Origin of the sequence: Bacteroides sp. AM32-11AC, from assembly GCF_003603515.1 — a bacterium.
Lineage (GTDB): Bacteria > Bacteroidota > Bacteroidia > Bacteroidales > Bacteroidaceae > Bacteroides > Bacteroides uniformis.
Genome location: NZ_QTNH01000007.1, coordinates 143,868 through 169,449 on the forward strand (window position 1 = coordinate 143,868; position 25,582 = coordinate 169,449).

At 46.5% G+C, this 25,582-nt stretch carries 20 protein-coding genes and 1 riboswitch; of the genes, 15 read left to right on the plus strand and 5 right to left on the minus strand.

Annotation, left to right across the window (positions count from 1 at the left end):
- The first annotated feature begins 22 nt into the window (after window positions 1-22).
- The 5 genes from DW800_RS09525 to DW800_RS09545 are packed head-to-tail and all read left to right on the plus strand — an operon-like array spanning window position 23 to window position 3,761.
- Window positions 23-496: a phosphatidylglycerophosphatase A gene (locus DW800_RS09525; RefSeq protein ID WP_035449646.1), complete on the plus strand. Its 474-nt coding sequence runs from the start codon at window positions 23-25 to the stop codon at window positions 494-496.
- The gene (locus DW800_RS09530; protein ID WP_005826761.1) at window positions 481-1,008 is read left to right on the plus strand and encodes a GtrA family protein; all 528 of its coding nucleotides are present in this window, start codon (window positions 481-483) and stop codon (window positions 1,006-1,008) included. The genes DW800_RS09525 and DW800_RS09530 overlap by 16 nt, the downstream gene beginning before the upstream one ends.
- Window positions 998-1,651 (plus strand): CDP-alcohol phosphatidyltransferase family protein, encoded by a 654-nt coding sequence (locus DW800_RS09535; protein WP_005826758.1) that lies wholly within the window; start codon window positions 998-1,000, stop codon window positions 1,649-1,651. The genes DW800_RS09530 and DW800_RS09535 overlap by 11 nt, the downstream gene beginning before the upstream one ends.
- Complete coding sequence (locus tag DW800_RS09540; RefSeq protein WP_005835967.1) at window positions 1,648-2,580, plus strand: phosphatase PAP2 family protein; 933 nt, start codon at window positions 1,648-1,650, stop codon at window positions 2,578-2,580. Before DW800_RS09535 ends, DW800_RS09540 begins: the two co-directional genes overlap by 4 nt.
- A gap of 8 nt (window positions 2,581-2,588) precedes the next feature.
- Window positions 2,589-3,761, plus strand: coding sequence for an iron-containing alcohol dehydrogenase (locus DW800_RS09545; protein WP_119958018.1), 1,173 nt, complete (start codon window positions 2,589-2,591; stop codon window positions 3,759-3,761).
- 80 nt (window positions 3,762-3,841) lie between these two features.
- Here the strand turns inward: DW800_RS09545 and DW800_RS09550 are convergent, their stop codons facing one another.
- Both DW800_RS09550 and DW800_RS09555 read right to left on the minus strand, forming a co-directional pair.
- The gene (locus DW800_RS09550; RefSeq protein WP_005826752.1) at window positions 3,842-5,416 is read right to left on the minus strand and encodes a ribonuclease E/G; all 1,575 of its coding nucleotides are present in this window, start codon (window positions 5,414-5,416) and stop codon (window positions 3,842-3,844) included.
- A gap of 235 nt (window positions 5,417-5,651) precedes the next feature.
- Window positions 5,652-5,927 carry an HU family DNA-binding protein gene (locus DW800_RS09555; RefSeq protein WP_005826750.1) on the minus strand — a complete coding sequence of 92 codons (276 nt, stop codon included), beginning with the start codon at window positions 5,925-5,927 and terminating at the stop codon, window positions 5,652-5,654.
- Window positions 5,928-6,084: 157 nt separating this feature from the next.
- Between DW800_RS09555 and mutY the strand changes: the two genes are divergently transcribed.
- From mutY to DW800_RS09575, 4 genes are all read left to right on the plus strand, one after another.
- Window positions 6,085-7,125, plus strand: a complete 1,041-nt coding sequence (gene mutY / locus DW800_RS09560; protein ID WP_051009002.1) for an A/G-specific adenine glycosylase — start codon at window positions 6,085-6,087, stop codon at window positions 7,123-7,125.
- A gap of 72 nt (window positions 7,126-7,197) precedes the next feature.
- Complete coding sequence (locus tag DW800_RS09565; RefSeq protein WP_005826745.1) at window positions 7,198-7,653, plus strand: single-stranded DNA-binding protein; 456 nt, start codon at window positions 7,198-7,200, stop codon at window positions 7,651-7,653.
- Window positions 7,654-7,676: 23 nt separating this feature from the next.
- Window positions 7,677-9,026 (plus strand): gliding motility-associated protein GldE, encoded by a 1,350-nt coding sequence (gene gldE, locus DW800_RS09570; protein WP_005826743.1) that lies wholly within the window; start codon window positions 7,677-7,679, stop codon window positions 9,024-9,026.
- A 29-nt stretch (window positions 9,027-9,055) separates the two neighbouring features.
- Complete coding sequence (locus tag DW800_RS09575; RefSeq protein WP_005826741.1) at window positions 9,056-9,685, plus strand: 4'-phosphopantetheinyl transferase family protein; 630 nt, start codon at window positions 9,056-9,058, stop codon at window positions 9,683-9,685.
- Window positions 9,686-9,690: 5 nt separating this feature from the next.
- On the opposite strand, the gene DW800_RS09580 is transcribed toward DW800_RS09575, so the two are convergent.
- The 3 genes from DW800_RS09580 to DW800_RS09590 form a co-directional block, all read right to left on the minus strand.
- Window positions 9,691-11,064 (minus strand): tryptophanase, encoded by a 1,374-nt coding sequence (locus DW800_RS09580; protein ID WP_117703596.1) that lies wholly within the window; start codon window positions 11,062-11,064, stop codon window positions 9,691-9,693.
- A 272-nt stretch (window positions 11,065-11,336) separates the two neighbouring features.
- Window positions 11,337-11,538, minus strand: a riboswitch (cobalamin riboswitch).
- A gap of 327 nt (window positions 11,539-11,865) precedes the next feature.
- Window positions 11,866-13,659 (minus strand): ATP-binding protein, encoded by a 1,794-nt coding sequence (locus tag DW800_RS09585; protein WP_005835971.1) that lies wholly within the window; start codon window positions 13,657-13,659, stop codon window positions 11,866-11,868.
- Window positions 13,634-14,323 carry a response regulator transcription factor gene (locus tag DW800_RS09590; protein ID WP_005826729.1) on the minus strand — a complete coding sequence of 230 codons (690 nt, stop codon included), beginning with the start codon at window positions 14,321-14,323 and terminating at the stop codon, window positions 13,634-13,636. Before DW800_RS09590 ends, DW800_RS09585 begins: the two co-directional genes overlap by 26 nt.
- A 287-nt stretch (window positions 14,324-14,610) precedes the next feature.
- Here DW800_RS09590 and DW800_RS09595 point away from each other — a divergent pair, with 287 nt between their 5' ends.
- From DW800_RS09595 to DW800_RS09620, 6 genes are all read left to right on the plus strand, one after another.
- Window positions 14,611-15,807, plus strand: a complete 1,197-nt coding sequence (locus DW800_RS09595) for a hypothetical protein (protein ID WP_117680498.1) — start codon at window positions 14,611-14,613, stop codon at window positions 15,805-15,807.
- 677 nt (window positions 15,808-16,484) lie between these two features.
- Window positions 16,485-19,694, plus strand: a complete 3,210-nt coding sequence (locus tag DW800_RS09600; protein ID WP_005826721.1) for a SusC/RagA family TonB-linked outer membrane protein — start codon at window positions 16,485-16,487, stop codon at window positions 19,692-19,694.
- Window positions 19,695-19,715: 21 nt separating this feature from the next.
- Window positions 19,716-21,563, plus strand: a complete 1,848-nt coding sequence (locus DW800_RS09605) for a SusD/RagB family nutrient-binding outer membrane lipoprotein (RefSeq protein ID WP_005826719.1) — start codon at window positions 19,716-19,718, stop codon at window positions 21,561-21,563.
- Window positions 21,564-21,894: 331 nt separating this feature from the next.
- Window positions 21,895-22,701 (plus strand): DUF3805 domain-containing protein, encoded by an 807-nt coding sequence (locus DW800_RS09610; RefSeq protein ID WP_005835988.1) that lies wholly within the window; start codon window positions 21,895-21,897, stop codon window positions 22,699-22,701.
- 63 nt (window positions 22,702-22,764) lie between these two features.
- Entirely contained in the window at window positions 22,765-24,654 is a 1,890-nt protein-coding gene (locus tag DW800_RS09615) for an ABC-F family ATP-binding cassette domain-containing protein (protein ID WP_117703597.1), read from the plus strand.
- Between the two features lie 44 nt (window positions 24,655-24,698).
- Window positions 24,699-25,541 carry a histidinol-phosphatase gene (locus tag DW800_RS09620; protein WP_034525511.1) on the plus strand — a complete coding sequence of 281 codons (843 nt, stop codon included), beginning with the start codon at window positions 24,699-24,701 and terminating at the stop codon, window positions 25,539-25,541.
- Window positions 25,542-25,582 lie beyond the last annotated feature (41 nt).

The window sequence follows — 25,582 nt, forward strand, 5'->3', positions numbered from 1 at the left end:
TTATCACCTCATTACTTTTTTGATGAAGAAACCCTCCCTCCTCCCAGTCATTATCGGTACGGGCTTTGGCTCGGGCTTTTCTCCTTTTGCACCCGGCACTGCGGGAGCTTTGCTGGCTACGCTTATCTGGTTCGGGTTGTCTTATCTGGTTTCAAGTGTCTGCCTTTTGTGGCTGACAGTAGCATTGATTTTGGTATTTACACTTGCCGGTATCTGGGCTGCTAACCGCCTGGAGGCATCTTGGGGCGAAGACCCTTCGCGCGTGGTGGTCGATGAAATGGTCGGTGTGTGGATTGCCTTGCTTGCGGCGCCCGCCGGACATGTATGGTATGCATTGGGAGCATTTGTCTTGTTCCGTTTGTTTGATATATTCAAGCCCTTGGGCATTCGCCGTATGGAAAGTCTGCCGGGTGGAATCGGGGTAATGATGGACGATATTCTGTCTGGAGTCTACGGATTTATAATTTTGATTGTGGCAAGATGGATAATCAGTTGAAATCAAATGGCAAAGGTGTGTCGTGGCGCCATTCTGTCTGGATCTTCTTCAAGGCCCAGATTTCTGCGCAATTCGCAAGCTTTGTCGATTTTCTGGTGACTATCCTTCTGGTAAAGGCTTTTGCTGTTTTTTATCTTTATGCCACATTCACGGGTTCCGTGGTAGGAGGCATTGTAAACTGTGCCATTAATTACGGATGGGTGTTCCATGCCGAAGACTGTAAGAAAACGCATGTTGCCGTGAAATATCTCTTTGTCTGGGGAGGCAGCATTATACTGAATACCTGGGGCACTTTTGCACTGACCGAGTGGCTTACGGGCATGACATGGGTCAATGGGCTGTTGGGATATTATATAGACAATGTATTTATTCTGTCAAAGATAATAGTAGCAGTGCTGGTAGCTTTTTTTTGGAACTACCATCTGCAACGTTTTTTCGTTTATCGTAATCACAATATAAAAGGCTTTCTGAAACATTATTTAGAGAACAAAAAAGACGAATATGAATTATAGAGATTGGTTGCAGCAGGTGATATACAAGATTATCAATCCTGTGGTGCATGGTATGATTAGAATTGGCATTACGCCTAACTTTATTACGACTACGGGGCTGGTACTGAATATCGTGGCGGCTGCCTTGTTTGTGTATGCCGGGGTGTACAAGAGTGGTGAACTGGCCTATGTGGGCTGGGGAGGCGGTATTGTGCTCTTTGCCGGGTTGTTTGACATGATGGACGGACGTGTGGCACGCGTGGGTAAAATGAGTTCTACTTTCGGTGCGCTCTACGACTCCGTACTCGACCGTTACAGCGAGCTCGTGACATTGTTCGGCATCTTCTATTACCTGATGCTGCAAGGCTATTTGTGGGGCTCCATCATTACATTCATTGCGCTGATAGGTTCGCTGATGGTGAGTTACGTGCGTGCCCGTGCCGAAGGTTTGGGGCTGGAGTGTAAAGTCGGTTTCATGCAGCGCCCCGAACGCGTTGTGCTGACTGCCCTCGGTGCCATGTTCTGCGGTATCTTTGGTGATTGTACTTTATTCGACCCGATGCTGATACTAATTGTGCCTATGGCAGTGATTGCAATATTGGCGAATTTGACGGCATTTGCCCGCTTGGCGCATTGCTATAAACTACTGAAAGACAAGGAATGAAAAATAGTTTGTTTCCCTCTGTGAGAGAGGCAGTGCTGGTGATTGTCATCACAGCGTTTTTCCTGATTCTGACAGCGGTCTGTATCGGGCTTCGTCCGGAACATTTCCTGATGGGGGGTGTATTTCTGTTATTGTTCTTTGCCGGACAGACAACCCGTAAGTTGGCAGTGGCGCTGTTGCCGTTTTTCATATTCGGCATTTCGTATGACTGGATGCGCGTATATCCCAATTACCAGGTGAATCCCATTGATGTAAAAGGACTTTATGAGGCAGAAAAATCCCTTTTTGGCTTGTCTGTAGACGGTGCTGTCCTTATCCCTTGTGAGTATTTTGCTTTGAACCATTGTCCTGTTGCCGATTTCTTTGCCGGGATATTCTATCTCTGTTGGGTACCGGTTCCCATTGCATTCGGGTTGTGGCTCTATCTGAAGGGTGACCGTAAGGTATATCTTCGTTTTGCGATGGTGTTCCTGCTGGTTAATCTCATCGGTTTTGCCGGCTATTACATCCATCCCGCTGCTCCGCCCTGGTATGCCATGAATTATGGTTTCGAGCCGATACTCGACACTCCGGGCAATGTGGCAGGCTTAGGGCGCTTTGACGAATTGCTGGGATGCTCCATCTTCAACTCCATTTACGGAAGGAATGCCAATGTATTTGCGGCAGTGCCCTCGCTCCATGCCGCCTATATGGTGGTGGCTTTGGCCTACGCGGTTATGGACCGCAGCAAAAAGTGGTTGATAGCGTTGTTTGCGGTGATTATGGTCGGTATCTGGTGGACGGCTGTCTATTCGGGACACCATTATCTGATTGATGTGATGCTGGGCATCTCTTGTGCATTGCTGGGTATTTTTGTTTTTGAGAAAGGACTGATGAAGTGGGGAGCGTTCGGACGCTTCTTTGAAAGATACAGTCGATACATTAAATAAGGTATACAATGAATAATTTTGTTTTTTATAGTCCTACAGAGTTTGTCTTTGGCAAGAATACTGAAGTGCAAGTCGGTGCATTGGCGCGTAAGTATGGTGCACAAAAAGTGATGATAGTATATGGAGGCGGTTCTGTTGTACGGAGTGGTCTGCTGGATAGGGTGAAGCAATCCTTGCAGGAAGCCGGTGTGGCTTATTGCGAAATGGGAGGTGTCCAGCCCAATCCCATTGACGGGAAGGTATACGAAGGTATTCAGCTTTGCCGTCGTGAGCAGGTGGATATGATGCTTCCTGTGGGAGGTGGTTCGGTCATAGATACGGCAAAGGCCATTGCTGCCGGAGCCCTCTATGATGGGGACTTCTGGGATTTCTTTATCGGTCGTGCCAAGGTGGAGAAAGCGTTGAAAGTAGCCGTGGTGCTGACTATCCCGGCTGCCGGAAGCGAGGGTTCGGGCAATACGGTAATTACCAAGACAGAGACACTCCAAAAACTGGGTCTCTGTGCCCCCGAGCATTTGCGTCCCGTATTTTCCATCATGAATCCTGAACTGACCTACACCCTCCCGGCTTATCAGACGGCTTGTGGCATTGCCGACATGATGGCCCACATCATGGAGCGTTACTTCACGAATACACCGGATGTGGAAATCAGCGACCGGCTTTGTGAAGGCACCTTGACAGCTATCATTAAAGAAGCTTACCGGGTGAAACAGCAACCGGACAACTATGCCGCGCGTGCCAACATTATGTGGTGTGGCACTGTGGCGCATAACGGAACTTGTGGAGTAGGGCGTGAGGAAGACTGGGCATCCCATGCACTGGAACATGAAATCAGTGCTATCTATAATGTAGCCCACGGTGCCGGCTTGGCTGTAATCTTCCCTGCCTGGATGGCTTTTATGGCGGAACATAATCCGGCAAAGATAGCCCAGTTTGCCCATCGTGTTTTTGATATACCCAAGTCCGAAGATTTGGAAGAGATGGCTTTGGCAGGTACTGCCCGACTGAAACACTTTTTCCGTTACATGGGCTTGCCGGTTGGCTTTAAGGAGTTGGGTATCGAGCATCCCGATATAGACCGTATGCTCGTCAGTCTGCGGCGCAATAAAGGCGAACTGCTTGGCAACTACGTGAAGCTGACCATGACTGATTGCAGGGAAATCTATCGTTTGGCTTTATAACGAAAGGCATGTTTGGGGAGAGCTCCCCCAAAGCAAGAGCTAAAAAAGACGGCGAAGATAAATACCCTTCGCCGTCTTTTTTATTTGATTTCGATTTCTTCCTTCATGTCTATCTCTTCCCCTTGCAGGTCGTAGAATACATATTCCAGGAATGCTAATTTCTGGTTTGGAATAATCTTGATACCGAATCCGTACTTCATCTGCCACTTCCGTTTCAAGGAGACGAGTCCCTGATTGACGTAGGCTGCGATGTACGGGTGGATGTGTAACGAGAATTTCTTTATCTTCAATTTGTTGACCAGGTAGTCAATCTTACTCTCTAAGGTGTCCGTAAAGAGGATGGACGATTTGATGGTGCCTTTACCGAAGCAGGTGGGGCAGGTTTCCGTCGTATTTACATCCATAGCCGGGCGTACACGCTGGCGTGTAATCTGCATCAGTCCGAATTTACTGAGCGGCAGGATGTTGTGACGTGCTCTGTCTTTCTGCATGTTGGCACACATACGTTCGTAAAGCTTCTGTCGGTTTTCGGCTTCATTCATGTCGATGAAGTCCACCACGATGATACCACCCATATCCCTTAGTCTGAGCTGGCGTGCCAGTTCGTCGGCTGCACCCAGATTCACTTCCAGTGCGTTGGCCTCCTGCCCGTTGGCATTCTTGGTGCGGTTACCGCTGTTCACGTCTACTACGTGAAGCGCCTCAGTATGCTCAATAATCAGGTAGGCACCACTTTTGTATGAAATGGTCTTGCCGAATGATGACTTGATTTGTTTGGTGATACCAAAATTGTCGTAAATGGGGAGTTGACCTTTGTACAGCTTCACGATTCCTGCCCGTTCAGGGGCGATGAGGGTTACGTAATCCTTGATTTCGTGGTACACAGCCTCGTTGTTCACGTGGATGTTTTCGAAGGAAGGATTGAACAAGTCGCGCAACAGTCCTACGGCACGGCTGGTTTCTTCGTAAATCAGTGTCGGAAATTTGGTGGCCTTCTGTACTTTTGTAATGGCATCTTCCCAATGTTTCAGTAATACTTTAAGCTCTCCGTCGAGTTCGGCAACACGTTTTCCTTCGGCCACGGTGCGGACGATGACGCCGAAGTTTTTCGGCTTGATACTCATCAGCAGTTGCTTGAGGCGTGCGCGCTCTTCGCTCGATTTAATTTTTTGTGATACGGAAACCTTGTCATTGAAGGGAATCAGCACGAGGTATCTTCCGGCAAAGGAAAGCTCGGAAGTCAGTCGCGGCCCTTTGGTAGAGATAGGTTCCTTGACAATTTGCACCACTACTTCTTGTCCCACCTTGAGTGTGTTGGAAACCGTTCCGTCCTTTTCAAGGTCGGGAAGTATGGTTGCTTTGGTAATGGGATTCAGCTTCTTCTTGTCGCTTAAAGTTTGCTTTACGTACTTCTCTAACGAGTTAAATTGAGGACCTAGGTCCAGATAATGAAGAAAAGCGTCTTTCTCGTAACCCACGTCCACGAAGCAGGCATTCAGGCCGGGCATCAATTTTTTGACGCGTCCCAAATACATGTTGCCCACCGAGAAGGAGATGTTTCTTCCTTCGCTCTGGAGTTCCACCAGCTGCTTGTCTTCAAGCAGTGCAATGGATACTTCTTTGGGCTGTACGTCTACAACGAGTTCGCTTGTCACAATAATTGGCTTTTAAATGATTCTATTTACTACTTAAACAAAGAACAAACCCGCGAGACATTTTGCTTCACAAGTTTGTTCTTTATTTTGTCCTTCAGACTAAAAATTACTTTTTGCTTTTATGTCTGTTCTTTCTTAGTCTTTTTTTACGCTTGTGCGTAGACATTTTATGTCTTTTTTTCTTCTTTCCGCTTGGCATAGCTTCAAAATTTTTATGGGTTAATACTATTGTTTATTATTTCTTCACTGAGAGGGTGAACGTTTTTGCAGGCTTAAATGCCGGAATGTTATGTTCCGGAATGATTATTGTAGTGTTCTTGGAGATGTTGCGAGCAGTTTTCTGGGCTCTTTTCTTCACTACAAAACTACCAAACCCGCGGAGGTAAACATTTTCATCTTTGGATAAAGATGCCTTTACTGCGTCCATGAATGCTTCAACGGTTGTAAGTACGGTTGTCTTATCAATTCCGGTGTTCTTTGTAATTTCGTTTACAATATCAGCTTTAGTCATTTTTCTTTAAAAAAAATATTATTACTATAGTTTTCCTAATTTTTTGGACTGCAAATATATAGCTTTTCCGTGGCTCTAAAAAATATATTTCGGACAATTTTCTAAAAAAGTCTTGGCATTAAGCTTTGTTAGGCTGAAAATGAAGTATTTTTGCAGCATGAATATTTTTAGCGGAACATTGTTGGACTGGTATGCGGAGAACAAACGCGACCTTCCGTGGCGAAATACCACGGACCCTTATCTGATATGGATTTCTGAAATCATCTTACAACAGACAAGAGTGGCGCAGGGGTATGAGTATTTTCTGCGTTTCATAAAACGCTTCCCGGATGTGGTGTCGCTGGCTGCTGCGTCCGAGGACGAAGTGATGAAATATTGGCAGGGCCTGGGGTACTATTCGCGTGCCCGCAACCTGCATGCCGCAGCCAAAAGCATGAAGGGGACATTTCCGAAAACCTATGCAGAGGTACGTGCCTTGAAGGGAGTGGGGGATTATACGGCAGCGGCCATCTGCTCCTTTGCCTATGACATGCCTTATGCGGCGGTCGACGGGAATGTGTATCGGGTGCTTTCCCGCTATTTCGGCATTGATGTTCCCATTGATTCTACTGAAGGGAAAAAGACTTTTACCGCTTTGGCGGGTGAGGTGCTCGATAAATCCAGGCCGGCAGATTATAACCAGGCAATTATGGACTTCGGAGCCGTGCAGTGTACGCCGCAGTCGCCCAACTGTCTGTTTTGTCCTTTGTCCGGCAGCTGCCGGGCATTGTCTGAAGGAAAAGTGCAGCAACTGCCCGTGAAGCAGCACAGAACCAAGACCACCAACCGCTATTTTAATTATATATATGTACGCATGGGCGCGCATACCTTGATACATAAGAGGACGGAGGACGATATCTGGAAAAATCTCTTTGAATTGCCTCTGGTTGAAACGGAAAAAGATTTATCCGAAGAGGAATTTCTGGCATGTCCGCAGTTTCATGCGCTGTTTGCAGAGGGAGAGGTACGGATGGTCCGTATACTGCTTCGGGGGGTGAAGCACGTATTGTCCCACAGAGTGATTTACACCAACTTCTACGAGGTTACTCTGCCCGATAATTCGAGCTCCTTCTCAAGTTACCAACGGGTTGCAGTCGAAGATTTGGGCCGTTATGCGGTACCCCGGCTGATACATGCTTTCTTGGAGAAATATGTATAAAAGTTGTTTGTATTCTTGCATGGTGTGAATATTCTCGTTAATTTTGGCAGCAAATTAATAAAATAGAAGCTTATGTCAGTAAATAAAGTGATATTGATAGGAAATGTGGGACAAGACCCTAAAATAACCTATTATGAAGGTGGAAACTGTGTTGCCCAGCTTTCTTTGGCCACTACGGAGAAAGGATACACTTTGCAGAATGGTACGCAGATTCCGGACCGTACCGAATGGCATAACCTGATATTCCGTGGCCGTTTAGGCGAAATCGTTGAGAAATATGTGCATAAAGGCGATAAGCTTTACGTGGAAGGTAAGATACGTACCCGTTCTTACGATGACCAGGGAGGCATCAAGCGTTATGTGACTGAGATATTTGTCGACAATATGGAGATGCTGACTCCGAGAACGGCAACTCCCGGTGCTGGCCCTTATGCGCCGCAGGCGGGAGCCGCCCCCCAGCCACAACAACCAGTACAACCGCAGGCTGCCCCTGCACAAGATAACCCGACGGACGACTTGCCGTTCTAATTGTTTAACTAAAACCAAAATCTTTGGACCCAGACGCTTATTTATGCCAGTTGGCAGATGTTTTTAACGGTATATCCGTACAGACTCCTTCTATTTCGGCCGTTGTAGCCATTGTGTTGGCAGGTTTGCTTTTGCTTGTTTCCGGTTTTGCATCAGCTTCCGAAATAGCCTTTTTCTCTCTTTCTCCGTCAGACCTGAATGCAATAGCGGAGAGAAAGCATCCTTCGGATGAGAAAATCAGTAATCTGCTGGACAACAGCGAACGTTTGTTGGCAACGATTCTGATTACGAACAACTTCGTGAATGTAACCATAATCATGCTCTGCAACTTCTTCTTTATGAATGTGTTCCAATTTCATTCTCCCATTGCAGAGTTCCTCATTCTGACAGTAGTCCTTACATTTTTGCTGTTGCTTTTCGGTGAAATCATGCCTAAGATATATTCGGCTCAGAAGACGCTGGCTTTCTGCCGTTTTGCCGCTCCCGGCATCACGTTTTGCCGTTCCGTATTCTATCCGATGGCATCTATGCTGGTACGTTCCACCTCTTTCCTGAACAAACATATGGTCCGCAAGAACCATAACATATCGGTCGATGAACTCTCGCATGCGTTGGAGCTGACCGACAAGGCTGAGCTTTCGGAGGAGAATAATATTTTGGAAGGTATCATCCGCTTTGGCGGGGAAACGGCCAAGGAGGTCATGACCTCTCGCCTTGATGTGGTGGACCTGGATATCCGTACCCCTTTCAAAGATGTGGTGAAGTGCATCGTAGAGAATGTCTACTCCCGTATTCCCATCTATGCGGATAGCCGTGACAATATCAAGGGGGTGCTTTATATCAAGGACTTGCTTCCCCATCTGAACAAAGGGGATAATTTCCGCTGGCAGTCGCTTATCCGGCCCGCCTATTTTGTGCCCGAAACCAAGATGATTGATGATTTGCTGCGCGATTTCCAGGCAAACAAGATTCATATAGCCATTGTGGTCGATGAGTTCGGTGGTACGTCGGGCATTGTCACCATGGAGGACATTATTGAGGAGATTGTGGGCGAAATTCATGACGAATACGATGATGAAGAACGTACATATGCCGTACTGAATGACCACACTTGGGTATTTGAAGCCAAGACCCAGCTGACTGATTTCTATAAAATAACGAAGATAGACGAGGAAACGTTCGATGAGGTGGCAGGGGATGCCGATACGCTTGCCGGACTTCTGCTGGAACTGAAGGGGGAATTTCCTGCTCTCCATGAAAAGGTGACCTACGGCCGTTATGAGTTTGAGGTGTTGGAGATGGACAACCGCCGTATCCTGAAAGTGAAGTTCACAGTAAATGCCCCGGCAGAACCCAACTCTTCTTCCCTTTAATTTTTAATTATTAATTTTTAAATTGTTCCGTGCCCCTCTTCTTGCAACATACCGCTCTTCCCTGTCGATGGGGAATTTGGAAAACGGAGGAATCTCCGGAGGAATTGCTGGCCATGCTTCCTCATCAGGAAGTATACCGGGAAGGTATGCGGCGCTTCACCGCGGCACACCGCCGTTTGGAGTGGCTGGCTGTCCGCGTATTGCTTTATACTCTGTCGGGAGAAGAGAAAGAGATTGCCTATCATCCCAGTGGGAAACCTTATCTGGCGGATGACTCCGCCTCTCTCAGTATTTCGCATACGAAAGGTTATGTGGCTGTTGTCTTGGGATTGCCGGGTCGGGAAGTGGGTGTTGACATCGAGCAGTATGGTGAGCGGGTAAGGAAGGTGGCACATAAATTCATGCGCGAAGATGAACAGCCATCCGTGTTTCGCGGAACCGACACTTGGTCACTGTTGCTGCACTGGTCGGCTAAGGAGACCATGTTCAAATGCCTGAATGCTTCCGAGGTTGATTTTCGCGGGCACATGCGCATTCTGCCTTTTGCTGTAAATGAAAGCGGCGTATTCTCCGCCGAAGAATATCGTACGGTGGAGAAACGCCGGTTCACTATTCATTATTATTTGTTTCCGGATTTTGTCTTGACATTGAGTCTGTAAATCTCTTACAGCCTTTCCAGTTGTACTGTGAAGTGTCTCATCAACGGAGCTTCCCAGGTGATGCGCACTCCGCGGGTAATACTTTCCCGTTTGTCATATACATTTTTCAAAGCGGCTGCCACCACATCCATGTGGTTGTCGGTATACACACGGCGGGGGATGGCAAGCCGGAGCAAGTCCAGGCCGTTGAAGCGGTTTTCGCGGGTCACCGGGTCGCGGTCTGCCAGCAGATACCCGATTTCGCAGCCGCGTATGCCTGCTTCCAGATAGAGCTCAGCGGTCAGTGTTTGTGCCGGGAATTCTTCTTTGGGCACATGTGTCAGCACTTTGGGGGCATCCACAAATATGGCATGGCCGCCTGCGGGACGTTGGTAGGGTATCCCGTACTCATCCAGTTTCATGGCTAGATAGCCCACCTGGTGAATGCGGGTTTCCAGATTGTCAAATTCAGTATTTTCATCCAGGCCGATAGCAAGGGCGTTCATGTCACGACCGTTCATGCCTCCGTAAGTAAGGTAGCCTTCGAACTGCACGCAGAAGCCTTTGGCGCCTTCATACCAGTCTTTCCGGCGGGTGGCTATGAATCCGCCCATGTTGACAATACCGTCTTTTTTGGCACTCATCGTCATACCGTCGGCAAGGTCAAACATCTCGCGGGTAATTTCCTTTATGCTCTTGTTGCGGTAACCCTCTTCCCTCATCTTGATGAAGTAGGCATTTTCCGCAAAGCGTGCCGAGTCAAAGAGGACGGGCTTGCCGTACTTGTCGGCAAGGGCGCGTACTTCGCGCAGGTTCTGCATGGAAACCGGCTGGCCGCCTGCGGTGTTGTTGGTGATGGTGACGATGATGAACGGTATCCGTTCGCCATGTTCCTGCAATGCCTTTTCCAGTTTCTTCGGGTCCACATTGCCTTTGAAGGGGATTTCCAGCTGTGTCTGTTTGGCTTCGTCTATGGTGCAGTCCAGAGCCAATGCCCGGCGTCCCTCGATATGTCCTTTGGTGGTGTCGAAATGGGAGTTTCCCGGCACAATGTCGCCCTCGTGCACCAGATAGGAGAAGAGTACATTTTCGGCAGCGCGTCCCTGGTGGGTGGGGATAATGTATTCAAATCCGGTGAGGCGGGTGATGACTTCCTTCAGTTTGAAGAATGAGGTGGCTCCGGCATAGCTTTCGTCACCCAGCATCATGCCTGCCCATTGGCGGTCGCTCATGGCTCCGGTGCCCGAGTCGGTGATGAGGTCGATATAAACTTGTTCCGATTTGAGTTGGAATACGTTGTAGTGGGCCTCTTTCAGCCATTGTTCGCGTTCCTGGCGGGTACTTTTGCGGATAGGTTCCACCATTTTGATTTTCCATGCTTCGGCAAATGGTAATTCCATAGACTCTGTATCTTTAATAATTTGACAATAGGTTAACGGATAAACCGATTATTGCGGTTTAATGTGCCGAATTTAGACAAAATCTATGTAATAACCAATTTAAATATGACTTTTTGTAATGTAAATGTCCGGACGAAATCACTTCGGCCGGACATCATCAAATAAACTTGGCAGAGTTTATTACCTTCTTTACTTTCTCTGAATTAGGTTTGATGAATGAAATGATGGACGGTTTGTCCGGCTCATTAGACTCAACGCTTTTTCCTCGAAAGCAATGATAAAGTATGCATGGCAGGTCTTCTGACTTGTTTCTGTTGCAGGCGCCTTCCCGGAAGAATATTCCAGTGGCATAGAGTAATTGTCTGCAACGTTGCACGAAACTTACAGCAGCGGGACTGTCCAGGATTTACACCTGATTCCCTTTTAATCGCTTTCCCAGAAGAGGGGGAGCGAACCAATGCATGACAAAGATACGGATTCTTTTTGAGAAAACAATTCTATGAGTGATAAATTTTCTTCCCCGCTCTCTTTCTTTTTGCCGACAAATTGGCAAGGTTTTGCCACCCTCTTGGCAAGACTTTGTCACCGCGTTGGCAAAACTTTGCCATAGGCATGGCAAAAGTTTGCCAAAAGCATGGCAATAGGTTGGCAAAATTACTCTCTGATTGATAGTGACTTAAGGCGATTTAAGCAATCCGTCATGTCGGTAAGGTGAAAAGATACCAATACAAGCCACACTTGCCACAAGAACCTTCTCCAGAGGTATGCAAAGCATTTTGTTTGGTGTGGTAAAACGGGCTGTTATCTCTCTTTTGCCAGTGTGAATACAAACTCCAGTCCTCCACCTTGGTTGTTTTTGGCAGAGATGGTGCCTCCGTGAATAAGGACTGCATTCTTCACTATGGCGAGCCCCAAGCCGGTGCCGCCCAACTTGCGCGAGCGTCCTTTGTCTACACGGTAGAAGCGTTCGAACAAACGGTTCAGATGTTCGGGAGAAACGCCGATGCCGGTATCGGCAAAACTGAAATAGTAGTAATTCTCGTCTTCGCGGAAACAACTGATGTTGATGTGTATGTTGGTGCCGGCATAAGCGATGGCGTTGTCCATGAGATTGCGGAAGATGGAGTAGAGTAGAGAGTAGTTGCCCCGCAACTGTATCTTCGGTTTTAGGGAATTGACAACGGTGATTTGCTTCTGTTCCAGTTCCAGGGACACTTCGTTGACGATGTTTGAAACCAGCATGCTGATGTCCACCTTTTCCATATCAATCATGTTGGCGGCTTCGTCCATGCGGGTCAGTACGGATATGTCGCGCAGCAGGCGGCTCAGGCGGTTACTTTGCGCGTAGCAGCGTTCCAGGAAGACCTGCATCTTTTCGGGTGCAATGTTTTCGTTGTTCACGATGGTTTCCAGATAACCTTGTATGCTGCTTACGGGGGTTTTCAGCTCGTGGGCGATGTTCTGGGTCAACTGCCGTTTCAGCCGTACTTGCTCTTCTTCCTGGGTGATGTCGTTGATGGAAATTTCAAAGCTGAGGTCTTGGAAGATGATGCACTCCACGATGAAGGTGCGTCCGTTCTTGTTGATGTGTACGGACATCCTTCGTTCTTCGTTGTAGGAGGGGCGCTTCTGCGCCTTGTTGATGAAATCCGTTATCTTCTGGAATTCGCAGATGGAGAATATCTCTTCGGTAGCCTGCAGGTTGGAGTCTGAAATCAGATTGCCGTATTGGGTGAACAGATTGTTTACCAATATCTCCTTTTTGTCTCTGTTGAATACGCCCAGTCCTTCGCGGGAGGTTTGCAAATGGGTGATAAGCTTTTCGCGCTCAATGTAAAGCGCCTCTTTGGTTTCGCGCAGGCGCTTGTATATCTGTATGATATGCTGCGAAATCTCTCCAAGCTCATTGTGCGGAAAGGCGGCTTGTATGTCCATGTCTATAGGTTCGTTCTTGTCGGCTCTTTTGGCAAACTCGCGCAGGTGGTTGATGGCGCTGCCCAGTTTGGAGGTGAATTTGTAGAAGACGGATATCAGCAGCAGTGATACAATGACCGTGAACCAGATGTAGTGTGGGTCGGCAGCCAGATTGTTCATCAGGTTGACGTTGTAGGGGAGGGCTGAACGGATGATGCAGCCTTCGTAGGCGGTGGCAGAATAGAAATAGGTCTTGCCGGTGGTTTCGGAGATGCGCCGTAAGTCGTAGCCCTTGCCGTCTTTCAGCGCTTTCTGCACTTCGGGGCGTTTGATGTGGTTGTCCAGTTCATGGCTGTCGTTCTGGGAGCTGTCGAACAATACGTTGCCATGAAGGTCTACCACAGTGACGCGCAATTCCTTGTTCACATGCTTGGAGATGTAGCTGTCCAGCATGGAAGTCCATAGGCTGTCGGGGAGGTAGCGAAGCTCCTGGTGCAGTCTGTCGTTATAATCTTGCAGCTGCATGTCCAGCAGCTCCACTTTGTATTCCTTTTCCCGCTGATACTGGTAGGCGATGAAGCAGGCGGCGAATACGAGGAACAACGAGATGACCGAAAGGAAAAGCTTCCGGCTGAAGGACAGAAAGTGTCTGTCGTTATTCGGCTTCGAAACAATAACCATATCCCAAGCGTGTTACGATACATTTGCCATAAACTCCGATTTTCTTGCGCAGACGTGTGATGTTCACGTCGATGGTGCGGTCCAGCACATATACTTCGTCGCTCCAGATGCGGTTCAGTATATCCTCGCGCGAGAATACGCGTCCTTTATTCTGCAAAAGCAGCAATAAGATTTCAAACTCTTTTTTGGTGAGCGGTGCCTCTTCACCGTCAATGCAGACTTTCTTCTTGATGACGTTCAGCACCAGCGTCTTGTAGACAATCTGTTCCGGTGCATGCTCTGTCTCTCCTTGCTGGGTGCGTCTCAGTACGGCTTTGACACGTGCCGCTACTTCGCGCAGCGAGAAGGGTTTGGATATATAGTCGTCCGCTCCCAGGTTGAAGCCAGTCACGGTGTCATTTTCCGTATCTTTGGCGGTAATGAAGATGATGGGTATCTGGGCCGTCTTCTTGTCCTTCTTCAGCATACTTGCCATTTTGAAGCCGGAAATTTCTCCCATCATCACGTCCAGCAGTAGTAGGTTGTAGCTGCCAATGTCCATTCTCAGAGCTTCTTCGGCAGAGTTCGCCGTGTCCACTTCGTAGCCTTCGTTTTCGAGGTTGAACTTCAGAATTTCACATAAGTCTTCTTCATCATCCACTACTAAAATCCGGTAATTGTTCATTGCTTTGTTGTTTATGTATGACAGGAATAAAACAATTTTCTTGTCACAAAGTTAAACTTTATTTCTTTTTATCGGCAAAAATAGTGCAAACCGAATGCAGAATTTTCATGTTTACATGAAAAGTTGTGCCGAGATGCAGGCCATTTCTGCTTTCTGGGTACAAAAGTGAGGCTAATTTGTTACGGAATGATGAAACAAGTGTTACATTTGGGTTACATTAAATTCCCGTTTATCTAAAAGCCCCGTCACATTAAAATATTATCTTTGCTTCGTAAATACTGAATTGTATGAAAGAACTTATGTATATCAGGAGTTTCTCTAAGAGACATTTGTCGGTTATTATGGGAACTCTACTTTTAGTGATAATCGGCTCTGTCTGGCTGAATACGGCTCCTTTCCGCTCGGGATTTGAGATTACGGATGAACTGGGCGGTAATATATTCCCTTCCAGTATCCTTTCGGTGGCTACTACCGATGCTCAGGTCATAGTGCCGGTAGACTCCATGTATGTAGGTAATCCGAAGTCCTGCATCGCTGTCCGTGTCCGTTCGAGGAATGCTTATAGCCGGGTGCGGGTAGAGGTTGCAGAGACTCCGTTCTTTTCCCGTTCCGTGTCGGAGTTTGTGCTGGCAAAACCGCGTACGGAGTATATTATCTATCCTGATATCATATGGAATTATGAGGCTCTGAAGAATAACAACCAGGCGGAACCCATTAGTGTGGCCGTTATGGTAGAGATGAACGGTAAGGATTTGGGGCAGAGGGTGCGTACTTTTTCCGTTCGCAGCATTAATGAATGTCTGTTGGGGTATGTCACGAATGGTACAAAATTCCATGATACCGGCATCTTTTTTGCAGCATATGTAAATGAGGAGAATCCTATGATTGACAAGCTGTTGCGTGAAGCGCTGGATACGCGTATCGTCAACCGTTTTTTAGGCTATCAGGGAGGTGCCGAAGTGGTGGACAGGCAGGTTTATGCCTTGTGGAATGTACTGCAGAAGCGTAAGTTCCGTTATAGCTCGGTCTCCAATACGAGCCTTTCCAGCAATGTGGTCTTTTCACAGCGTGTGCGCACGTTCGATGACGCCTTGGAGTCCTCGCAAATCAACTGTGTGGATGGAAGTGTGCTTTTTGCTTCTCTGCTCCGTGCCATCAACATAGAACCTATATTGGTGCGCACCCCGGGGCATATGTTTGTAGGATACTACACGGATTCCAGTCATAAAGACATGAATTTCCTTGAAACGACCATGATTGGTGATGTGGATTTGGATGATTTCTTTCCGGACGAACAGTTGGATTCGACGATGGTGGGAAAGTCGCAGAACCAGATGTCGCGCATCACCTTTGACAAGTCCAAGGAGTATGCCAATAAGAAGTATGCCCAGAATAAGGAAGGTATTCATTCCGGCAAACTGAACTATATGTTTCTGGAAATATCCAAAGAGGTGAGAAGGAGAATACAGCCGATAGGGAAATGAGGCGTAGAATGCAAACAGCCGATTTTCACGAACCGGCCGTTCCAATCATCATCTATGAATGAAGACCGTTGAGAGGCTTCAATGAATTAAATCTCACACTCATGCTACGTGCTGTCATGAAATAATCTGTACCATTATATATGTCACCACTGATATGGAAATTCCACAACATGGAAAGAGACCAGTTTTTATAAGTGAAACTTGTATATATTAGTATTATGCTGAAAAATAAAATGTTAATGTAGATTATATGTGGAATTTATTATTGTTAATAGTCTAACACTATTTTTTGATGAACTTATGAATCATTTTAACTAATTTGCTTTTTAGAATCCTTATCCATACCAATATCCCCACGTAATCAAGTTCTTTTTATATAAAAAGATTTATGAATATGCTTTAATGCGTAAATCAAATAGTTCAAAACATTGCTATATATAAATGATAAATGTGATGTGTTTTTCGTTTTTTCGCATCATTGAGATATATTATATACAAGTACGGCATTAATATGATTAAGAGTTAATGCTTTGAATAATTACTAAATAGATATTTAAAACTTTGCAAAAATATAAATGCAAATGTTTTAATATTTATTTAGTAATTTTTAATTCGATTGATGATAGAATTTCTAAATTAATTCATATGTTTGCAAACAAATCCAAATAATAGAGCTTATGAAAAGAAATTATTGCTTATCATTAGTGTTGCTTGCATTGTTTGGGGTGTCTGCACCTTTTGCTGCTAATGCAGCTGTTGAAAGTGTGCTAAGTTCCCAAAGTACTCAGCAAGCCAAGAAAATCACAGGTAAAGTTTTAGATGCGGCAGGCGAACCCATCATCGGCGCCAGCGTGTTAGTAAAAGGTTCTGGTACCGGCGCTGTGACGGATATTGATGGAAATTTTTCTGTAGAGGCGCCGGTGGGTAGCACATTGGAGGTATCTTTCATTGGCTACAAAACAGTGACATTGAAGGTGACGAACGCCACTACTTATACTGTGAGTTTGCAAGATGACTCGCAAGCGCTGGACGAAGTGGTTGTGACGGCAATGGGTATCAAGAAAGAGCGCAAGGCTTTGGGATATTCAATGGAGGATGTGAAGTCGGATGAATTGATGAAGATGAAAACTGCCAATCCTATTTCATCCCTTTCGGGGAAAGTGGCCGGTGTGAATGTTACTCAGTCATCCGGTGCCGCTGGTGCGGGCGCTCAGATTATATTGCGTGGAGGAACGTCGGGTGCTGAAGGCAAAGACAATCAGCCGCTCTTTGTGGTGGATGGTGTTATTTTTGATAACTCTTCATCAGTGGTGGGCAATTCGGCTTTCGATGGTTCCATGCGTTCTGCCTCTACTACTTCCAATCGTTTGATGGATATAAATCCCGAAGATATAGAAAGTATGTCGGTGCTCAAAGGCCCTGCAGCTGCCGCTTTATACGGTTCACGTGCAGCCAACGGAGTTATTCTTATCACTACCAAGAAAGGTAAAGAGGGCGTGGTTGAAGTGAATATCAATTCTAAGTTTACTGCTTCATGGGTAAAGAGCCTGCCGCAAACGCAACGCCAATATGCCCGTGGATATATGGAAGACCAGTATGATTCAAAGAAGAACTATACTGGTACTGTGTTTAATGACTTTGCTTATACTTCGTGGGGAGAGAAGTCGAACGCAGCTACTTATGATAACATAGGTGATTTCTTTCAAGGCGGAAACATTTTCGATGAAAGTGCCAGCGTAGCCGGGGGTACCAAGAATAGTAAATTCTATCTTTCAGGGTCTTACTATGATCAGGTAGGTGTTGTGCCCGAGACCGGATACAAGAAATATGCTTTCCGTTTCAATGGTGAGCAGAAGGTGGGGATTTTCACCTTTAACGCCAGTGCCGCATATAGCGATGCTCATACAGACCGTACTTTGACGGGTGCCGGGCTTTATAATTCGAGTGGTAATGGTGCTCTTTATGGTGTGTACAACTGGTCTCCTTTCGACCGAATGACCCACTATCAGAACGAGGATGGTACCCGTTATCGTTTGTTTGGCGATCGTCTTGATCCATGGGACGAACGCGACAACCCCTATTGGATTGTCAATCGTAACCACATGTATGACGACATCGACCGTTTCAATGGGATGCTCAGTATAAAAGCCGATATTGCCAAATGGTGGTTTGTTTCTTATAAAATAGGTATTGACCGTTATACCCAAACTGCTTCCAACCGTTTGGCTGCCAATGGCGTGCTTAAACAAGTGTGGCAAAAAGGTATGATGAGTGACAACACCCAGCAGTTCCGCTATATGAGCCATGACTTTATGTCGAACATGAGCCATAAGTTCGGTGATTTCGATTTGAATCTTTTGTTGGGTGCCACAATGGACGAAACCAAGACAGACCGTAGCTCGATGATGGCTTGGAACTTTTCCGTTCCTGATTTCTTCTCATACGCCAATGCCAGTAAAGACAATAAGCAATTCACACATGCAGCTACTAAGAAACGTTTGGTAGGAGCTTTTGGAGAATTCCGTGCATCATGGAAAAATATGCTCTATCTCACTGTGAGCGGTCGTAATGACTGGACTTCTACTCTTCCTCTTGAAAACCGTTCGTACTTCTATCCTTCGGTAAGCGGTTCATTCGTATTTACTGAAGCCTTGCAGCGACTCGGTTGGCTGGATGACAGTGTGCTCAACTTTGGTAAATTGCGTGCATCGTGGGCCAAGGTAGGTAAAGATACCGGTGTGTACGAATTGGAAACTGCCTTATGGCCTACGGGTACCTATCTTGACGGTACGGTAGGTGTGGGAAATACTTGGACACGCGGTAATGACAAACTGAAACCGGAAATGACCAAGTCTACCGAAATAGGCGTGGAATTGAGTTTCTTCAAAAACCGCCTGCACATAGACTATGCTTACTATACCAACGATTCATATAATCAGATTCTTGCTCCTCGCGGTCCGCAATCTACCGGTTACATCTTTTGGAGTATCAATGCGGGCAATGTGTATAACAAAGGTATGGAACTCTCTATTTCGGGAACTCCCATACAGACTAAGGACTGGACATGGGACATTGGCTTGAACATGGCAGGTAATCGTGGTACTTTGGACGGGCTTCCCGAAGGTATGGGCGTGATGTATGTTACCGATGTGCAATATGCCGGTATGCAGGCAGCCTCGTTCAGCGGTGGAGATTTTATGGGTATTGCCGGTACCAAATGGAAACGTAATGACGCCGGTGAGGTGATACTCGACAAAAACGGTATGCCTACTTATGACAAAACCCTTGTAGCAGTAGGTAATCGTGAGTCATCGTTTACCGGTGGATTGAACAACACCCTTACTTGGAAGAATTTTACTTTCAATATGCTATGGGAATTCCGTGTAGGTGGCGATGTGGTCAACGGTACTCAATATGCTATGGATAACAGCGGTGTGAGCCAGTTCTCTGCCGATGTACGCAATCGTTCTCTCACTGTAACGGGTGTCAATGCCAATGGTGACCCAGTGACCAATACTTGGGAGGCCGATAAAACCTATACTTTTAATGGAGTACAAATGAGTGGTTACAACATCATTAAGGATTACTATCAGAACTATTATTCTAAGGAGTCAGCCAACTATATTACCGATGTCAACTCTTTGCGTTTGCGTTCTGTTTCATTGAGCTATGAGTTTCCTAAAACGTGGCTTTCCAAGATTGGATTTGTAAAGCGTGCTTCGGTATCGGTAGCTGCTACCAATCTATTGCTCATCACCAATTACGACGGTGATCCTGAAGTGGCTGCCGCTGGTGCGGGTGTAGGTGGCTCATCATCAGTAGGATTTGACTACTGCGGTGTACCTGCCACTTCTACCATGTCATTTGGCTTGAATCTTACTTTCTAACTCTTAAAAAACAGAAGCAATATGAAATTATTCAAATCTATGATATTATGTAGTGTGGGTGCCCTTATGACTTTGTTCTCGGGGTGTAGTGACTGGCTCGATGTAAATGTCGATCCCGAAAATCCCACAGCCGGAAATGCGACCTATGATTCACGATTGGCACATATTGAATTTTATACCAACAGTGCCACTCAGTTTGCTGCTTGGCGTTCCAGTATGTCTATGGGCGATTGGACACGCTATTATGACGGCGGTACTTATTGGAGCATGTCTTATTGGAGTCCTCAGACCGGTGCCGTTACCACTCCCTACCAATGGTGGTTCTGTGGAGCTGCTGTAAATATTCCATTTTTGATTGACAAGGCTACGGCAGCCGAGGCTTGGCATTATGTGGGTGCAGCTCGCGTAATTCGTGCCTATGGTTTTATGCTTATGACAGACCTTTATGGAGAAATGCCTTACAAGTCGAGTGAGGCTGAAGCCGGTGTTACTCCTACCTATAATGACGGAAAAACAATCTATTTGGGCTGTTTGGCCGATCTTGACACCGCTATCGAGATGTTCCAAAAAGAGCAAGGGTCTGCGACAGCTTCGTTGGCTGTAGGCGATATTTGGAACGGTGGTAGTGTAGACAAGTGGCTTAAATTGGCATACTTACTTAAAGCACGTTACATTAACAAGCTTATTAAAAAGGGTGAAGGCAGTTATCTTGAAGGGAAATACGATGCCGCAGAAATCTTGGCTTGTCTTGACAAGGCTCAGCAAAGCAATGCCGACAATACCGTATTCAATCATATTGATGCCAATAATTCGCATGATGTATTGGGATGGGACGAACCGGTTGATTATTCACCGCTCTTTTCTGTATGTGGCATGAATGCCGGCTATATGCCTACCAAGATGCTTTACGATAATCTGACAAATTTTGCCGGAAGTGGAATAGAAGATCCGCGTGCCGATAAGATTTTACCTTGGGCATATTCGAAGCAATCAAGTAATTCACCCGCAGAGGTGAAGTTCAAAAACGGTTGGCGTCGTTCTATGGGTGTAGACATGATTGGCAATGATAGTCCCAGCCTTACCGGCGGACCGTTGCGCTCGAACTTCTCGGCAGCCAAAGGTTGGTGGATTGACAGTGAATCTTCTACCCGTAAGGGGGACACTATTTATGTAGAGTGTACCAGTCAGTGCAAAGCTTATCAAGGACGTCCTGATTTACTTTATCGTCGCGATGGCACTGATGCCTCTCGCGAATCGGGAACTTTCTATACTCGCGTGTCTTCTCCCACCTATATTGGAACCTATGCCGAAGCTTGTTTCATACGTGCTGAAGTACTCTTTAACCAAGGTAATAAAGGAGCGGCTTTTAATGCTTATAAGAAAGGTATTGCAGCCAGTATCGACGGTATGAACGATAAGTTGAAAGTGTGGTGCCGTGAAGATGCCAATTTGGAAGCATGCCCCTCGTTCTCTCCTATGACGCAAACCGACATTGACAACTATTTGAACAATGGTATCGGCACTGAAGAGAATATTACTTTGGGCAAGATTCTTACTCAAAAGCGTTTGGCATTGCATTTTTCCATGGAAATTTGGAACGATATGCGTCGCTACGATTTTAATCCGGAGCTTTTCTTAGGCTGGGGTATTCCTGCACGCTATGGCGTTGATGCTACTGCCCAAAAGAATATTCCGCAAGGTAAACAGTTCCGTCGTTGGCAGCAATGCAGTCATGAACTCAACTACAATACGGCCAATCTGCAAGCTATCGGTGCCACTGTTCCGGGAGCTGATACTTCAATTGCACTTTGGAATGCTGCCGAGGACGTATGGACTTTACCCGTATGGTGGGACAGTGCCCAAAACTAATTTTTCATTGCATTTTATTTTGTGATACAAATTCATTATCTTTACGCCCAAAATGTGGATTTTAAGATATAGTTAAGATATTGAAGGCTCTAATGGTCTTCATTCATAGATGATGATTGGAACAGCCGGTTCGTGAGAATCGGCTGTTTTTTTGTTTCGTTTGTTTGCATATCAACGGCGGTAATATGTTACTTTTGCCCTAAAACCGAAGATAGGCTGCACCTCAGCATAAAAAATGGACAAGTTCATTTTATTTTGCATTCGGTTTGTACTATCTTTGCGAGAAATAGCTGAGATGGTAGGAACTGTCTTTGCAAAGATTAGTCTATATATGGAACAAAGCAAGAAATTTATCTCTCCGGGGGCATGGTTCTCCATGACTTATCCGGCAGACTGGAATGAATTCGAGGACGGGGAAGGCTCTTTCCTTTTTTATAACCCCAATGAGTGGACCGGTAATTTTCGCATTTCGGCTTTCAAAGGGAATGCTACATATGGCAAGGACTCCGTGAAGCAAGAGTTACGGGAAAACTCCTCTGCCATTCCGGTTAGGATAGGCCGGATGGAATGTGCATATAGTAAGGAGATGTTCGAGGAAGAAGGTGCGTACTATACTTCCCATTTATGGATAACGGGCGCGGATGAAGTTGCCTTTGAATGTTCGTTTACGGTGAAGAAAGGAGAGCCGGTTGCAGAAGCGGAGAAGATTATCGCTTCGCTGGAAACGCGGAAGGATGGAGTGAAGTATCCAGCGGAGATAATTCCGGTGCGCCTTTCGGAAATCTACCAGATTAATGAAGCATACGAGTGGGTGGATACTACTATAAAGGAATTGTTGAAGAAGGATTTCCAGGGAGCCGAGGAAGACATTGCCAAGATGCAGCAGATGATGGAAGAAAGCAACATCGGTCCTAAGAAGAAGGATGCATGGCTGGCTTTTGGCATCGCGCTTTGTGTTATTTTCGCCAATGAAGTGGACGGTATGGAATGGCGTACCTTGGTGGACGGAAACCGGGAAGCGCCCATATTGCTGAACACGTCTACCGGTGAATGGATAGACCCCATGAAGCTGGTTTGGAGCAAAGTAAAGGCAGGAGGTAAAGTGAATCTGCCGGAGATATACAGCTCCTTGTTCTAAGGTCCGGTCATCTCGGTACTGTGATTTTCAACTTTCAATTTTCATTTTTCAACTATTAAAGCATTGGCAGCAGTAAATTCAATTCTTCAGGTGGAAAACTTGACCAAGTCGTTCGGTGACTTGGTACTATTCGAAAATATTTCTTTGGGCTTGTCCGAGGGACAGCGTGTCGGGTTGATAGCCAAGAACGGCAGTGGCAAGACGACATTGCTCAATATCCTTTCCGGCAAGGAAGGGTATGACAATGGCACCATTTCCTTCCGTCGTGATTTGCGTGTGGGTTATCTGGAACAAGACCCGCAATATCCCGAAGAGCTGACCGTGCTCGAAGCGTGCTTCCATCATGGCAACAGTACTGTCGAGTTAATCAAGGAATATGAACGTTGCATGGAAACGGAGGGGCATCCCGGCTTGGACGAAATTCTGGTGCGTATGGACCATGAAAAAGCTTGGGAGTACGAGCAGAAGGCGAAACAGATTCTGTCTCAACTTAAAATACGTGATTTCAGTCAGCACGTAAAACATCTGTCCGGCGGGCAGTTGAAGCGTGTGGCACTTGCCAATACCCTTATCACTGAACCCGATTTGCTGATACTGGACGAGCCTACCAACCACCTCGACCTCGATATGACGGAGTGGCTGGAGGAATATCTCCGCCGGAACAACCTCAGCTTGCTGATGGTGACGCACGACCGTTATTTCCTCGACCGGGTATGCTCCGAAATCGTAGAGATAGACAACCGGCAGATTTATCAGTATAAAGGCAATTACAGTTATTATCTGGAGAAGCGCCAAGAGCGTATCGAGGCCAAGACTGTGGAGATAGAACGTGCCAATAACCTCTACCGCACAGAGCTGGAATGGATGCGCCGCATGCCGCAAGCCCGCGGGCACAAGGCACGCTATCGGGAGGATGCCTTTTACGAACTGGAGAAGGTGGCTAAGCAGCGTTTCAACAACGACAATGTAAAGCTGGACGTTAAGGCTTCTTATATAGGCAGTAAGATATTCGAGGCAGACCATCTGTACAAATCCTTTGGTGACTTGAAGATTCTGGATGATTTCTCTTACATCTTCTCCCGTTACGAAAAGATGGGTGTCGTTGGGAATAACGGTACGGGCAAGTCGACCTTCATCAAGATACTGATGGGGTTGGAGCAGGCAGACAGCGGTACGCTGGACATTGGCGAGACGGTCCGCTTCGGTTACTACTCGCAGGACGGCTTGCAGTTTGACGAGCAGATGAAAGTGATTGATGTAGTGCAGGACATTGCCGAAGTCATAGAACTGGGCAACGGCAAGAAGCTGACGGCATCGCAATTCCTGCAACATTTCCTGTTTACTCCCGAGACACAGCACAGCTATGTCTACAAGCTGAGTGGGGGAGAACGCCGCCGCCTCTATCTGTGTACGGTCCTGATGCGCAATCCCAACTTCCTGGTGCTGGATGAGCCGACCAATGACCTCGATATTGTGACGCTGAATGTGCTGGAAGAGTATTTGCAGAATTTCAAAGGATGCGTGATTGTGGTGAGCCACGACCGTTATTTCATGGACAAAGTGGTAGACCATCTGTTAGTGTTCAACGGACAAGGGGACATCCGCGACTTTCCCGGCAACTATACACAATATCGCGACTGGAAAGATGCGAAAGTCCATCAGGAAAAGGAGAAAGAGAAAGAAGCCGCCAAGGCTCAGGAGGACAAGACGGCGAAGGTGCGTCTGAACGAAAAGCGGCGCATGTCTTTTAAGGAAAAACGCGAGTTTGAACAATTGGAGCAGGAGATAGCTGACCTGGAAACCGAAAAGAATGCAATTGAAGAGGCTTTGTGCAGCGGTACTTTGTCTGTGGACGAACTGACGGAGAAGTCGAAACGTTTGCCGGAATTGTCGGACTTGATTGACGAAAAAACATTGCGCTGGCTGGAGCTGAGTGAGATAGAATCGAACTGAAGTTCGAAATTGAAAATTAAGAATTAAAAATTAGAACTGAGAAAGTGGGAAATCTGACGAATTATCATAGCCATAGCCTTTATTGTGACGGGCGTGCAGGCATGGAGGATTTTGTGCGTTTTGCATTGAGTGAGGGGTTTACTTCTTATGGCTTTTCATCGCATGCTCCATTGCCTTTTTCTACGGCATGGACTATGGAGTGGGATATCATGGACGACTATCTATCTGAATTCCATCGTCTGAAGGAGAAGTATGCCGGACGTATCGAACTGTATATCGGTCTGGAGATTGATTATCTGAATGAAGCGAGTAATCCGTCCATCGCCCGTTTCAGGGAGTTGCCGTTGGACTACCGTATTGGTTCTGTACATCTTCTCTACAATGACAAAGGGGAAGTGGTGGATGTAGATGTACCTGCGGATACCTTTAAGACCATTGTAGACGGACATTTCTGCGGTGACTTGGAGCATGTGGTCCGTCTCTATTATGGTAGGTTGACGAGGATGCTTGAGCTGGGTGGTTTTGATATTGTGGGCCATGCCGATAAGATGCACTACAATGCAGCATGCTATCGCCCGGGATTGCTGGACGAGCCTTGGTATGATGAGCTGGTTAGGGCGTATTTCGCAGATATTGCCCGTCGCGGCTATCAGGTAGAGGTCAATACCAAAGCCTATCATGACCTGGGTACTTTTTACCCCAATGAGCGGTATTTCTCCTACCTGCATGATTTGGGTGTACGTGTGCAGGTAAACAGTGATTCACACTATCCGGAACGGATAAGCAACGGACGTCCCGAAGCTTTGTGTGCCTTGAGGAAAGCTGGATATGAATCGGTGATGGAACTACACGGAGGAGAATGGAAAGAGATGCCTATCGTGTTTTGAGTGAATAGGAGACAAAAACTCCTGACTTGCCTTTTTGTAAA

Excerpts from the sequence above, each read along its gene's own strand:
- DW800_RS09525 (WP_035449646.1), top strand. The coding sequence starts at position 23 with ATGAAGAAACCCTCCCTCCTCCCAGTCATTATCGGTACGGGCTTTGGC.
- DW800_RS09530 (WP_005826761.1), top strand. The coding sequence starts at position 481 with ATGGATAATCAGTTGAAATCAAATGGCAAAGGTGTGTCGTGGCGCCAT.
- DW800_RS09535 (WP_005826758.1), top strand. The coding sequence starts at position 998 with ATGAATTATAGAGATTGGTTGCAGCAGGTGATATACAAGATTATCAAT.
- DW800_RS09540 (WP_005835967.1), top strand. The coding sequence starts at position 1,648 with ATGAAAAATAGTTTGTTTCCCTCTGTGAGAGAGGCAGTGCTGGTGATT.
- DW800_RS09545 (WP_119958018.1), top strand. The coding sequence starts at position 2,589 with ATGAATAATTTTGTTTTTTATAGTCCTACAGAGTTTGTCTTTGGCAAG.
- DW800_RS09555 (WP_005826750.1), bottom strand. The coding sequence starts at position 5,927 with ATGACTAAAGCTGATATTGTAAACGAAATTACAAAGAACACCGGAATT.
- mutY (WP_051009002.1), top strand. The coding sequence starts at position 6,085 with ATGAATATTTTTAGCGGAACATTGTTGGACTGGTATGCGGAGAACAAA.
- DW800_RS09565 (WP_005826745.1), top strand. The coding sequence starts at position 7,198 with ATGTCAGTAAATAAAGTGATATTGATAGGAAATGTGGGACAAGACCCT.
- DW800_RS09580 (WP_117703596.1), bottom strand. The coding sequence starts at position 11,064 with ATGGAATTACCATTTGCCGAAGCATGGAAAATCAAAATGGTGGAACCT.
- DW800_RS09585 (WP_005835971.1), bottom strand. The coding sequence starts at position 13,659 with ATGGTTATTGTTTCGAAGCCGAATAACGACAGACACTTTCTGTCCTTC.
- DW800_RS09590 (WP_005826729.1), bottom strand. The coding sequence starts at position 14,323 with ATGAACAATTACCGGATTTTAGTAGTGGATGATGAAGAAGACTTATGT.
- DW800_RS09595 (WP_117680498.1), top strand. The coding sequence starts at position 14,611 with ATGAAAGAACTTATGTATATCAGGAGTTTCTCTAAGAGACATTTGTCG.
- DW800_RS09600 (WP_005826721.1), top strand. The coding sequence starts at position 16,485 with ATGAAAAGAAATTATTGCTTATCATTAGTGTTGCTTGCATTGTTTGGG.
- DW800_RS09605 (WP_005826719.1), top strand. The coding sequence starts at position 19,716 with ATGAAATTATTCAAATCTATGATATTATGTAGTGTGGGTGCCCTTATG.
- DW800_RS09610 (WP_005835988.1), top strand. The coding sequence starts at position 21,895 with ATGGAACAAAGCAAGAAATTTATCTCTCCGGGGGCATGGTTCTCCATG.